This window comes from Streptomyces sp. NPDC056835 (assembly GCF_042789485.1).
Lineage (GTDB): Bacteria > Actinomycetota > Actinomycetes > Streptomycetales > Streptomycetaceae > Streptomyces.
This window is the reverse complement of sequence record NZ_JBHUBB010000003.1, coordinates 342,509-356,513: the sequence shown is the minus strand read 5'-3', so window position 1 is coordinate 356,513 and position 14,005 is coordinate 342,509. Positions and strand designations below refer to the sequence as shown.

Sequence of the window (14,005 nt, the reverse complement as noted above, 5' to 3'; positions counted from 1 at the left end):
GCCAGGGGGCGGACGTCGTCGGGAGGGGACTACATCTCGGTGGCGAGCCGCAGCAGGCTTTCGGCGTCCATGTCGTCGAGTGAGTCCTCGCCGTCGGCGGCCGGGGCGGTCGCCTCGGCGGCGTCGGCGGTGGCGAGTTTGAGCACCATGTCCAGAAGTCCCGCTTTACGGAGTCGGCTGATGGGAACGGAGGCGAGGGCGTCGCGGATCTCCGCGTCGGGATCGTCGGCGCGGTTCCCGTCGGTCCGCGCCGGGGCGGTTCCGAAGAGCAGCGAGCCGATGTGCTGGGCGAGGGCGGCCGGGGTCGGGTGGTCGAAGACCAGGGCCGCCGGCAGCGGCAGGCCCAGGGCCGTCCGCAGCCGGTTGCGCAGTTCGACCGCGGTCACGGAGTCGAAGCCGACATCCCGGAAGGCGCGGCCGGCGGGGATGGCGTCGGCCGCGTCGTGGCCGAGCGTCGCGGACGCCTCCGCGCGTACCGCTTCGAGCAGCGCGCGGTCGCGTTCGGCCGTGGGCAGGGTGTCGAGCCGCTGCCTGAGCGGCGGGACGGCGGGTCCGCCCTCGCCCGTGGACGGCTGGTCCTCGGCCGCCAGCGCCCCGCATGCCTCCGGGATCCCGGAGAGCAGCGGGCTGGGCCGGGTCGCGGTGAAGCTGGGCGTGAACCGCTCCCAGTCCATCAGCGTCACGGTGAGCGCCGTGTCGTCGTCCTCCAGCATCCGCTGGAGCGCGGCGATGGCCAGCGGCGGTTCCATGGGCATGACGCCCTGGCGCCGCAGTCGCTCGTGGACCTCGTTGACGGTGGCCATACCGACCTCGGCCCAGGTGCCCCAGGCGACGGACGCGGCGGTCAGGCCCTCGGCCCTGCGGTGCTCGGCGAGGGCGTCGAGGAACGCGTTGGCCGCCGCGTAGCCGGGCTGGCCGCCGCTGCCCCAGGTCGCGGCGCCCGACGAGAACAGGACGAAGGCGTCCAGGTCGAGGTCGCGGGTCAGTTCGTGCAGATGCAGGGCGGCGGTCAGCTTGGACCGCATCAGCGCGTCCAGCTGTGTCAGCGTCAGCGACTCCACGGTGGCGTCGCCGTCCGCCACGCCCGCCGCGTGGAACACGGAGGCGAGCGGGAACTCGCCGGGGATCGCGGCCAGTACGCCGGCCAGCGCGTCGCGGTCGGCGGCGTCGCAGGCGGCGATGGTGACGCGGGCGCCCAGGTCCTCCAGTTCGGCGCGGAGCGCCGCCGCGCCGGGCGCGTCCTCACCGCGACGGCTGGTCAGCACCACATGTCCGGCGCCGCGTTCGATCATCCAGCGGGCGACCCGGCCGCCGATGCCGCCGGTGCCGCCGGTGATCAGTGCCGTACCCCGGCCCCGCCAGCGGCGCTCGGGGTGGTCGGCGGTGGGCGCCGCGTGGGTCATGCGGCGGGCGTAGACGCCGGACGGACGGATCGCGATCTGGTCCTCGCCGTCCAGGCCCGCCAGGACGGCCGTCAGCCGGGCCGTGGCGCGTGCGTCCGGCGTCCCGGGGAGGTCGACGAGACCTCCCCAGCGGTCCGGGTGCTCCAGCGCGACCACGCGGCCGAGACCCCACAGGGCACCCTGTACGGGCCGGGTGAGCCGGTCGTCCCGGCCCACCGACACGGCGCCCCGGGTGGCGCACCACAGCGGGGCGCGGAGCCCCGCGTCGCCCAGTGCCTGGACGAGGGTGAGCGTCAGGGCCAGTCCGGCGGGTACGGAGGTGTGGTCCGGGTGGCGCTCCTCGACGGGCGCGAGCAGGGACAGTACGCCGGTGAACTCCGTACCGTCTGCGGTCAGTTCCGCGATCCGCTTGGCCCAGGCCGCGCGGCCGGCGCCGCTCCCGGGGCCTTCCTCCGCCTCGAACCGGACCGTGTCCGGGCCGAGCGCGGCCAGCGTGGCGGAGATCCAGTCGTCGTCGGCGCGGTCGGCCGGGACCACCGCGAGCCAGCGGCCGGTGGCGGTGGGGGCGGTGGTGCCCGGCTCGTTCAGCCGGGTCCAGTGGACGCGGTAGCGCCAGGCGTTGACGGCGGAGCGCTCACGCGACTTGGCCCGCCACGCGGTCAGCGTGGGCAGTACGTCGCCGAGCGAGGAGCGCGCGCCGTTGGCACCGACGCCGAGTTCGTCGGCCAGGGACTCCAGGTCCTCGCTCTCGACGAGATTCCAGAACGCCGCGTCCGCGTCCGTGCCACCGCCGCCACCGATGCCGGTACCGGCCGCGGGCCTGGGCTCCGGCCAGTACCGGCGGCGCTGGAAGGCGTACGTGGGCAGCTCGACCGGGACGGCCCCGCCGGCGGGGAACGCCGCGCGCCAGTCCACCGCCGTGCCGTGCGTGTGCGCCTCGGCGAGGGAGGCCAGGAAGCGCCTGAGGTCGCCCTCGTCCCGGCGCAGGGTGCCGAGCACCACCGCGGAGTCGGCGTCGGCCTCGGCCAGGGACTCCTGGGTCTCCTGGATGGGGGCGGCCAGCACCGGGTGCGGGCTCATCTCGATGAAGACGCGGTGTCCGTCGGCCAGCAGCGCCCGGGTCGCCTCCTCCATGCGTACGGTCCTGCGCAGGTTCGTGTACCAGTACGCGCCGTCGAACGCGGCGTCCGTCAGCCGGGCGCCGGTCACCGTCGAGTAGAACGGCACCCGCGGGGCCTCCGGACGGACGGGTGCGAGCACGCGGGAGAGTTCGTCGCGTACGGCCTCGACGTGCGCGCCGTGCGAGGCGTAGTCCACGGACACCTTGCGGGCGCGCACGCCCTGCTCCTCGCAGGCGGCGAGCAGTTCGTCCAGCGCCCCGGCGTCGCCGGAGACGACGACCGAGGAGGGGCCGTTGACGGCCGCGACCGAGAGCTGTTCGCCCCACGGTTCCAGCAGCGCGGTCACCCGCTCGACCGGCGCGGCCACCGACATCATGCCGCCGAGGCCGGAGAGCCGGGGCAGCGCCTGGCTGCGCAGGGCCACTACGGCGGCGGCGTCCTCCAGGGTGAGCGCGCCCGCCACATGGGCGGCGGCGATCTCGCCCTGCGAGTGGCCGACCACCGCTGACGGCTCGACTCCGTACGAGCGCCACAGCGCGGTGAGGGCGACCATCATCGAGAACAGCGCGGGCTGGACGACATCCACGCGTTCGAGCAGCGCGGGGTCTCCCTCGCCGCCCAGGACGTCGTGCAGTGACCAGTCGATGTACGGGGCGAGCGCGGCGGCGCAGGCGTCCACGGCCTCCCGGAACACCTCGGAGTGCGCGAGCAGGTCACGGCCCATGCCCCACCACTGGGAGCCCTGGCCGGGGAAGACGAACACGGGCCCTGTCGAGCCCTCGCCGACGGTGCCGTGGACGACGCCCGCCGCGCTCCGGGCGGTGGCCAGCGCTTCGAGCGAGTGCAGGAAGTCGCTGCGGGTACGGCCGAGCAGCACCGCGCGGTGGGTGAAGGCGGAGCGGGTGGTCGCCAGTGACCAGCCCACCCGGGTGGGCGAGAGGCCGGGGTCGGCGTCGGCGAGGGCGAGCAGCCGGGCCGCCTGGTCGCGCAGTGCCTGCCCGGACTTGGCCGAGACCAGCCAGGGCACGACACGCTCGTCCTCGGCCACCGAGGCATCGGACACCGCGGCATCGGCCACCGAAGCCTCGATGTCCGCCACGGCCTCGGCCGGGGGCGCCTGTTCCAGGACCAGATGCGCGTTGGTGCCGCTGATCCCGAAGGACGACACACCCGCGCGCCGCGGCCGGTCGGCGTCCGGCCACGCGGTCTGGCCGGTCAGCAGCTCCACCGCGCCGGAGGACCAGTCGACGTGCGACGAGGGGACGTCGGCGTGCAGCGTCCCGGGGAGGACGCCTTCGCGCATGGCCATCACCATCTTGATGACGCCCGCGACTCCGGCGGCGGCCTGGGTGTGCCCGATGTTCGACTTGAGCGAGCCGAGCCACAGCGGACGCTCCGGGTCGCGGTCCTGACCGTAGGTCGCCAGCAGCGCCTGCGCCTCGATCGGGTCACCGAGCCTCGTCCCCGTACCGTGCGCCTCCACCGCGTCGACCTCGGCGCCGGTCAGTCCGGCGTTGGCGAGCGCCTGGCGGATGACACGCTGCTGGGAGGGGCCGTTGGGGGCGGTGAGCCCGTTGGAGGCGCCGTCCTGGTTGATCGCCGAGCCGCGTACGACCGCGAGGACGCGGTGGCCGTTGCGCCGGGCGTCCGACAGCCGCTCCAGCAGGACGACACCGACACCCTCCGCCAGGGTCATCCCGTCGGCGGCCTCGGAGAACGGTTTGCAGCGGCCGTCGAGCGCGAGCGCCCGCTGCCTGCTGAAGCCCACGAAGGCGTGCGGGGTGGCCATCACGGCCGCGCCGCCGGCCAGCGCGAGGGAGCTCTCGCCGCTGCGCAGCGACTGGCAGGCCAGATGGATCGCGACCAGCGAGGACGAGCAGGCGGTGTCGACGGTGACGGCCGGGCCCTCGAAGCCGTACAGGTAGGACATCCGGCCCGACAGCACGCTGGCCGCCGTGCCGGTGACCATGTGTACTTCAGAACCCTCGGTGCCGTTCTGGACGCTGGTCGAGTAGTCCTGGTAGCTGGCGCCGATGAAGGTGCCGGCGGCGCTGCCCCGCAGTGAGTCAAGATCGATCCCGGCGCGCTCGAAGGCTTCCCAGGAGGTCTCCAGCAGCAGGCGCTGCTGGGGGTCCATCGACACGGCCTCACGCGGTGAGATGCCGAAGAAGCCGGGGTCGAACTCCGCGGCCTCGTGCAGGAAGCCGCCCCGGGTGGAGTAGGTCCTGCCCTGCCGGTCGGGGTCGGGGTCGTAGAGCCCCCGCGCGTCCCAGCCCCGGTCGGCGGGAAACTCGGAGATCACGTCCGCGCCGTCCAGCGCGAGCCGGATCAGCTCCTCCGGCGAGCCCGCCCCGCCGGGGTAGCGGCAGCTCATGCCGATGATGGCGATCGGGTCGTCGTCCGTGTCGGCTCCGGCGGGCGCGGTGGGCGCCGCCGCGGCCGGCCCCTCGGCGCCGCCCAGCGCGGCGGACTTCAGGAAGCCCGCCAGCGCGACGGCGTTCGGGTAGTCGAAGACCATGGTCGAGGGCAGGGTCAGCCCGGTGGCCGCGACGATACGGTTGCGCAGATCCACGGCGGTGACCGAGTCGAAGCCGATGTCCCGGAAGGCGCGCCGCTCGGGGAAGGACTCGGCGGAGGCGTGGCCCAGGACGGCGGCGGCTTCCGTACGGACCAGGGTGAGCAGCAGTCGTTCCTGCTCGGGGCCGGGCAGATCGTGCAGCCGCGCCGTGAGGTCGCTCATCTCCGGCCGTCCGCCGCTCTGTTCGGCGGTGCGGGTGAGCTGACGGGCGACCTCGGGCACCTCGTCGAAGAGGCGGGTGGGGCGACCGGCCGTGAAGACCGGGTAGTACGTGTCCCAGTCGATGTCCGTGAGCCCGATGACGGTCTCGTCGTCGTCCAGGACCGTGCCGAGACCGTTCAGCGCCAGCTGAGGATCGAGGTATTCGAGGCCGCTGCGGCGGATGTGGTGCGGGTCGGCCAGCTCGCGCTCGATGTCGTCGGGCCACTTGCCCCAGTGCACCGAGGTGGTACGCAGACCACGGGCGCGGCGGCTGACGGCGAGCGCGGAGAGATAGGCGTTGCCGGCGACATAGGCGGCGTGGTGGCCGCTCCCCCACATGCCGGCGGTGGACGAGTAGAGGATGAAGTCGTCGAGCTCCTCGTCGTCGAGGAGTTCGTCCAGGATCCGGGCGCCGGTGACCTTGGCGTGCACGACGTCGGAGAAGGACTCCATCGTGGTCTCGGCCAGGGTGTAGAGCTCGATGACGGCGGCGGTGTGGATGACCGTGCGTACGGTACGGCCCTCGGCCTTGAGGTCCGCGAGGAGCGCCGCGACGGCGTCACGGTCGGTCACATCGCAGGCGACAGCGGCGGCCTCGGTGCCCGACGCGGCCAGTTCCGCGACCAGTTCGGCCGCGCCCGGGGCCTCGATGCCCCGGCGGCTGGCGAGCACCACATGCTCGGCGCCCCGGCCGGCGAGCCAGCGGGCGAGATCGGGGGCGAGGGTGCCCGAGCCGCCGGTGACCAGTGTCGTACCGCGCGGTGTCCAGGTACGGGAGGGGCCCTGTCCGCCGGCTCCGGCGCGGACGATACGGCGGGTGAAGACGCCGGAGGGGCGGACGGCGAGCTGGTCCTCCTCGCCCAGCGCGCCCGCGAGGGCGGAGACCACGCGCCCGGCTGTGCGCTGGTCCAGTGTCGGTGGCAGATCGATGACGCCGCCCCACCGCCGGGGGTGTTCCAGGGCGGCGGTCCAGCCGACACCGGCGACCTGGGCCTGCACGGGGTGGGTGAGCGCGTCGGTACGGCCGGTGGAGACCGCGCCCCGGGTGAGGAACCAGAGCGGGGCCTCGATTCCGGCGTCGCCCAGGGCCTGGACCAGCGAGACGGTCAGGGCGAGTCCGAGGGTGAGGCCCGGATGGCGCTCGCCGCGCTCCTCGGCGGCGGCGAGCGTCGAGACGATGCCGGTGAACTCGCCGATTCCGGCCAGCCGTTCGGTGAGAGCGGCGCGGTCCGTATACGGCTCGTCCAGTTCCAGCCGGGTCACCTCGGCGCCCGCGCCCTCCAGCAGTGCGACGGTCTCGCTGTCGTCGGTGCCCACGGCGGACACGACGAGCCAGCCGCCGGTCAGCGACCGCTGCGGGACCGTGCTCACCGGCGACCAGGTCACCCGGTAGCGCCAGGAGTCGACGGTGGAGCGGTCGTTGCGGGACCTGCGCCAGGAGGAGAGCGCCGGCAGTACGGCGGCCACGGAATTCTCGTCCGTACGCAGCGCCGTGGTGAGCGCGGAGAGGTCTTCCCGCTCCACGGCCGCCCAGAACTCCGCGTCCAGCGGGTCGATGGCGTCGACCCGGTCGAGCACGGCGGGGATGTTCCAGAAACGCTCGTGCTGGAAGGCGTAGGTGGGCAGATCGGCCCGGCGGACATCCGTACCGGCGAAGAGTCCGGCCCAGTCGACCTCGACTCCGCGTACGAAGACCTCGGCGGCGGAGAGCAGGAAGCGCCCGAGCCCGCCCCGGTCGCGCCGCAGCGTGCCGGTGGCGACGGCCGGTTCGCCGTATGCCTCGGTCATGTCCTGTACCGACATGGTCAGTACGGGGTGCGAGCTGACCTCGATGAAGGCACGGTGTTCGTCGGCCAGCAGATCGCCGACCGCTTCGGCGAACCGCACTCTCTGGCGCAGATTGCGGAACCAGTAGCCCGCGTCCATCTGCTCGGTGTCCAGCCAGTCGCCGGTCACCGTGGAGAAGAAGGGGACGTCGCAGGCGCGCGGGGTGACCGGCGCCAGGACGTCGAGGAGTTCGGCACGCAGGTCCTCGACCTGCGCGGAGTGCGAGGCGTAGTCCACCGCGACCCGGCGGACCCGTACGTCCTCGGCCGTAAGCCGCTCCGACAGCTCGTCCAGCGCGCCGGGCTCACCCGAGACGACGACCGAGCGCGGCCCGTTGACGGCGGCCACCGACACCCGGCCCGACCAGGTCTCCAGCAGGCGCTCCACCTCGTCGACCGGCAGCGGGACGGACATCATCCCGCCGTGGCCGGCCAGCGTCCGGCCGATCGCCTGGCTGCGCAGCGCGACCACCCGGGCGCCGTCCTCCAGCGAGAGCGCGCCGGCGACCACGGCCGCAGCGATCTCGCCCTGTGAGTGGCCCACGACCGCCGCGGGCCGCACGCCGTGGGATCGCCAGAGGGCGGCGAGGGAGACCATCACGGCGAAGGACGCGGGCTGCACGACATCGACCCGCTCCAGCGACGGGGCGTCCGGTGCCCCGCGCAGCACGTCCTCCAGCGACCAGTCCACGAACTCGCCCAGAGCGGCGGCGCACTCACCGATCCGTGCGGCGAAGCGCGGTGACTCATCGAGCAGTTGGGCGCCCATGCCGACCCACTGCGAGCCCTGTCCGGGGAAGACGAAGACCGTCTTCCCCTGGACATCGGCCATGCCGGAGACGAGATCCGTCCAGGGCTGGCCGGTGCCCAGCGCCCGTGCTCCGGCGATGAGTTCGGCGCGGTCCGCGCCGACCACGACCGCGCGGTTCTCGAAGACCGAGCGCGACGAGAGGAGGGAGTGGGCGACATCGGCGGGCCGCGTCGACGGGTCGGTCTCCAGCCGGGCCACGAGCGCGCTCGCCTGGTCGCGTACCGCCGCCTCACCGCGGCCGGACACGATCCAGGGCACGGCGGGGCCCGCGAAGGCGGGAGGAGCGTCGTCTCCGTCTTCCGCTTCCGCCTCCGCCGGGGCCTGCTCCAGCAGGGCGTGGGCGTTGGTGCCGCTGATGCCGAACGACGACACCGCGCACCGGCGCGGCCGTCCCGTCTCCGGCCACTCGACGGCCTCGGTCAGCAGGCGTACCGCGCCCGAGGACCAGTCGACATGCGAGGAGGGGGTCCCCGCGTGCAGTGTTCTGGGCAGCACGCCGTTGCGCAGCGCCATCACCATCTTGATGACGCCCGCGACTCCGGCGGCGGCCTGGGTGTGCCCGATGTTCGACTTGAGCGAGCCGAGCCACAGCGGACGCTCCGGGTCGCGGTCCTGGCCATAGGTCGCCAGCAGCGCCTGCGCCTCGATCGGGTCACCGAGCCTCGTGCCCGTACCGTGCGCCTCCACCGCGTCCACATCGGACGGGGACAGCCCGGCCGTCGCCAGGACCTGACGGACCACTCGCTCCTGGGAGGGGCCGTTGGGGGCGGTGAGCCCGTTGGAGGCGCCGTCCTGGTTGACCGCGGAGCCGCGCAGCACCGCGAGGACCTGGTGCCCGTTGCGCCGGGCGTCCGAGAGGCGTTCCGCGACGAGTACGCCGACGCCCTCGCCCCAGCCCGTACCGTCCGCGTCGTCGGAGAAGGCCTTGCACCGTCCGTCCGGGGCCAGTCCGCCCTGCTTGCTGAACTCCACGAAGACGGAGGGCTCGGTGAGTACGGTGACGCCGCCGATGACGGCGAGCGAGGACTCGCCGTTGCGCAGCGACTGCGCCGCCACATGCAGGGCGACCAGCGACGACGAGCAGGCGGTGTCGACCGTGATGGCGGGCCCTTCGAGCCCCAGGGTGTAGGCGAGACGTCCCGACAGCACACTGGCCGCCGTGCCGGTCAGCGCGTGTCCCTGGAGTTCACCGGCCGCGGCGGCCGAGGGCGCTCCCCAGTGGTAGGCGCCCACGAACACCCCGGCCTGGCTGCCGCGCAGCGCGGTCGGGGCGATCCCGGACCGCTCCAGGGCCTCCCAGGTCACCTCAAGCAGCAGCCGCTGCTGGGGGTCCATGGCGATGGCCTCGCGCGGGGAAATACCGAAGAAGCCCGCGTCGAATTCGGCCGCCTCGTAGAGAAAGCCGCCTTCGTGGGTGGCGCTGTTCCCTTCACCGGTCCCGGTGAGCCGGTCGAGATTCCAGCCTCGGTCGGCGGGGAATCCCGATATGGCGTCGCCTCCGGACTCGACGAGTTCCCACAGGGCTTCCGGGGAACGTACGCCGCCGGGCAGCCGGCAGCTCATTCCGACGATGGCGATGGGCTCATTGTTCTTGAGCTCCAGTTCGCCGATGCGCTGCCGCGCGCGGCGGAGGTCGGAAGTGACCCGCCTCAAGTAGTCGACGACTTTGTCCTGCTGATCTTCTGGCACCGGTCCGTCCTCATCATCGGGTCGCGAACGAAAGCAACAATTCTCTATGTGGTTTCGAACTCTTCATCGATGATGTCGAGCAGTCTGTCGACCGACACCGTCTCGATGTCCTCGCCGGAAGTGCGCGGTGCGGAGGGCGTGGATTGTCGAAGGGTGGAGATGATTTTCTCCAGGCGGTCGGCGATCACCTGGCGTTCAAAACCGTCCGGCGACACCGACTGGATGACGGACTCGAACCGGGCGAGTTCGTCGTCCGCCGATCCCGTCGTCGGGGCGGCGGGTGCGGTGAGGATCGCCGCGAGATGGTCGGCGATCCGTACGGGCGTCGGGAAGTTGAAGACGAGCGTGCTGGGCAGTGTCCGGCCGGTGAGTACGCCGAGCCGGTCGCGGAGTTCGACGCCCGCGAGCGAGTCGAAGCCCATTTCCTTGAAGGCGTGCTGGGCGCCGATGGCGTCCGCGCCGCCATGGCCGAGCACCGCGGCGGCCTCGGTCCGTACGAGATCGAGCAGATACCGCGCCCGCTTGGCCTCGGGCATCTCCGCCAACTGCTTGACCAGGGTGGGGACGTCTCCGTCCCGTACGCCCGGCTTGGCCGCAGGCGGCCGGGTGGTGCGGGCGCCGGCGGACTGCGTACGGGCTCCGCGCCCGGGCGCCGCCGGGGCGGGCAGCAGCTCCTTCGCGGTCAGCGGGCGTACGCGCAGCGTCTCGACCGTGAGCACCGGGGTCCCGGCGAAGTCGGCGGCCGTCAGCTCCATCACACGGCCCTCGCCGTCACCACCGGCGCCGCCACCACCCTCACCGCCGTCATCGCGCGGGACGAGCCGTACGCGCAGCGCGGAGGCCCCGAAGGCGTGCAGGGACACCCCTCGCCAGCGGTCGGGAAGAGTGCCGTCGTCCGTCATGACGGCGTGCCGGGCCGCGTCCAGCAGGGCGGGGTGGAGTCCGTACGCCTCCGCGTCCGCCACCTCGGCGGGCAGGGCGATCTCGGCGAAGGTCTCGGCGCCGCGCCGCCACAGTGCCCGCAGGCCCTGGAAGACCGGGCCGTAGTCGAAGCCGCGGTCGGCGAGGTGTTCGTAGTGGTCCGCCAGGTCCACCGGCTCGGCGCCCTCGGGCGGCCAGGCTCCCGTACCGAAGCCGAGGTCCTGTCCGGTCGATCTACGTGGATCAGGCCGCGGCGTCCGGCGCGTGCGATCGCAAGGCGGAGGATCGCCCGTGTACTGCACGTACTCGGGCGACTCCGACAACGCGGCGAGCGGGCGTGCCTGGCGTCGCGGACCCGCGAAGATCGGCCGGACAGGACCTAGGTCCGCGGCGGTGCGCGGCTCGCCGGCGACCGGGGTCAGGACGCCGGTCGCGTGCTGGGTCCATGGCTCGTGGACGGCGCCCTCCGGCCTGGAGTGGACGGTGACGGTGCGCCAGCCGATGCCGTCCGCCGTGCTCAGGCGTACTTGCAGCCGTACGGAGCCGTGCTCGGGCAGGACGAGCGGTTCGGTGAGGGTCAGTTCCTCGATCCGGTCGCAGCCCGTCTCGTCGCCGGCCCGGATCGCCAGCTCCAGCAGGGCGGTTCCCGGCAGCGTGATCCGCCCGGCGATCGCGTGCTGGGCCAGCCAGGGGTGGGTGCGGGTGGAGAGCCGCCCGGTGAACACCAGGCCCTCGCCGTCGGCGAGTTCGAGGGTGGCGCCGAGCAGGGGGTGTCCGGTGGCGCCCGCGCCCTGGTGGCCCGCGCCGGCCGCCGGCGGGGCCGGCCAGAAGCGCTCGTGCTGGAAGGCGTAGGTGGGCAGTTCGACCCGGCGGGCGGCGGTGTCCGCGAAGAAGGCCCGCCAGTCGACCGGGACTCCGGCGGTGTGCAGCCGGCCCAGTGTGGCGACGAGGGCGGCTTCCTCCGTACGGTCCTTGCGCAGTGCGGGTACGACGGTCATGGGCCGGGCGGCCTCGCCGAGGCTGTCCTTGGCCATCGCGGAGAGCACGCTTCCGGGGCCCAGCTCCAGCAGGACGTCCACGTGCTCGTCACGTAGCGCCGTGACGCCGTCGGCGAAGCGCACGGCCTGGCGTACATGCCGCACCCAGTAGTCGGGGGTGGCCAACCGTGCGCCGGCCAGGTCGCCGGTGAGGTTCGAGACGACCGGTACGGCCGGCTCGTGGAAGGTGAGGTTTTCCACGACGCGACGGAAATCCGCGAGCATCGGGTCCATCAGCGGCGAGTGGAAGGCGTGCGACACCGACAGCCGGTTCGTCTTGCGCCCCAGGCCGGTGAAGTGCGCGGCGATCTCCAGGACCGCGGTCTCCTCGCCCGCGACGACGACGGACGCGGGCCCGTTGACGGCGGCGATGGAGATCCGGTCCGCGCGGCCCGCGAGCAGCGGAAGGGTCTCGTCCTCGGTGGCCTGTACGGCGATCATCGCGCCGCCCGTGGGCAGCGCCTGCATCAACCCGGCGCGCGCGGCGACCAGTCGGCAGGCGTCGGCCAGCGAGAACACCCCGGCCACATGCGCGGCCGTGATCTCGCCGATCGAGTGGCCGCCGACCACGGCGGGGCGCACGCCCAGGGACTCCATCAGCCGGAACAGCGCCGTCTCGACGGCGAACAGCGCGGGCTGGGTCCAGCCGGTGAGGTTCAGCGTCTCCGGGTCGTCGCCCCACATCACCTCACGCAGCGGCCGGCCGAGATGTCCGTCCAGCTCGGTCAGTACCTCGTCGAGGGCGCGGGCGAAGACCGGGAAGCGTGTGTACAGTCCGCGCCCCATGCCCAGGCGCTGGCTGCCCTGACCGGAGAAGAGAATCGCGGTGGTGCCGTCGCCCGCCTCCCCGCGGGCGGCTTCGGTGACGCCCTCGCCGTCCGCGAGCAGTACGGCCCGGTGCCGCAGCGCGGCCCGGCCGGTCGCCAGGGAGTAGCCGATGTCGGCCGGCGCGAGGCCGGGGGCGCCGGCCACGAAGTCCGTGAGCCGGGCCAGTTGGTCCTTCAGCGCGGCTTCGGTCCTGGCCGAGACCGGCCAGGGCACCACGGCGGGGGCGGTGCCGTGCACGGGAGCGTACGGGGCCGGTTCGCCCGTGTCCGGGGCCTGTTCGACGATCAGATGCGCGTTGGTGCCGCTGATGCCGAACGACGACACGCCCGCGCGCCGGGGCCGGCCGTCCGCGTGCCACGGGACCGGCTCGGTCAGCAGCTCGACGGCGCCGCCCGACCAGTCCACCTGGGAGGTCCGCTTGTTCACATGGAGGGTGCGCGGCATCAGTCCGTGGCGCATGGCCATCACCGTCTTGATGAAGCCCGCGACCCCGGCCGCCGCCTGGGCATGCCCGATGTTCGACTTGAGGGAGCCGAGCCGCAGCGGGTGTCCGGGGGCACGGTCGCGGCCGTAGGTGGCGAGCAGCGCCTGCGCCTCGATCGGGTCGCCCAGCTTCGTACCGGTGCCGTGTGCCTCGACCAGATCGATATCGGCGCCGGTGAGGCCCGCGTCGGCGAGCGCCTGACGGATGACGTTCTCCTGCGCCCGGCCGCTCGGGGAGGTCAGTCCGTTGGACGCGCCGTCCTGGTTGATGGCGCTGCCACGGATGACGGCGAGTACGGAGTGCCCGTGGGCGCGCGCGTCGGAGAGGCGTTCCAGTACGACGATGCCGACGCCCTCGGCCCACGCGGTGCCGTCCGCGTCGTCGGAGAACACCTTGCAGCGTCCGTCGGGGGCCAGCCCGCCCTGCCGGGAGTAGCCGACGAAGCCGACCGGGGTGGACATCACGGTGACGCCGCCGGCCAGCGCCATCGTGCACTCCCCCGCGCGCAGGGAGCGCGCGGCCCAGTGCAGGGCGACCAGCGAGGAGGAGGAAGCGGTGTCGACGGTAACCGCCGGCCCTTCGAGACCGAGGGTGTAGGCGAGCCGTCCGGACGCGACGCTGGGTGAGAGTCCGGTCATGGCGTGGCCCGCCAGGTCTTCCCCGGACCGCTCGGTGACGGTGGCGTAGTCCTGGCCGTTGGTGCCGACGAACACGCCGGTGCGGCTGCCGTTGAGCGCGTACGGATCGATCCCGGCCCGTTCGACGGCCTCCCAGGCGGTTTCGAGCACCAGCCGCTGCTGCGGGTCCGTGGACACCGCCTCGCGGGGTGACATCCCGAAGAACGCGGCGTCGAAGTCGGCCGCGTCGTGCAGGAATCCGCCGTGGCGGGTCACACTGCGGCCCGGTCCCTCGCCGGCCAGCGCGTCCAGATCCCAGCCGCGGTCCGCCGGGAAGCCGGAGATCGCGTCACGGCCGTTCAGGACCAGCTCCCACAGCTCCTCGGGGGAGCGCACCCCTCCCGGACAGCGGCATGCCATCCCGACGACCACTACCGGGTCTTCGTCGGCTCCGATCGTCATGACGTTGCACACCCCTAGGAAAGTCGG

General features: G+C 73.4%; 2 protein-coding genes and 1 pseudogene. All 3 read right to left on the bottom strand.

What is annotated here, in order from left to right; all coding sequences use genetic code 11:
• Nucleotides 1–29: 29 nt before the first annotated feature.
• A complete protein-coding gene (locus ACFRMN_RS05740; RefSeq protein ID WP_383013723.1) occupies nucleotides 30–9,629 on the bottom strand; it encodes a type I polyketide synthase in 9,600 nt (3,199 codons plus the stop codon).
• A 44-nt stretch (nucleotides 9,630–9,673) separates the two neighbouring features.
• Nucleotides 9,674–10,165, bottom strand: a complete 492-nt coding sequence (locus ACFRMN_RS05735) for an acyl carrier protein (RefSeq protein ID WP_383013783.1) — start codon at nucleotides 10,163–10,165, stop codon at nucleotides 9,674–9,676.
• Nucleotides 10,166–10,309: 144 nt separating this feature from the next.
• Nucleotides 10,310–13,948 (bottom strand): annotated as a pseudogene (locus ACFRMN_RS05730) (type I polyketide synthase); the annotation flags it as partial.
• Nucleotides 13,949–14,005: the final 57 nt, after the last annotated feature.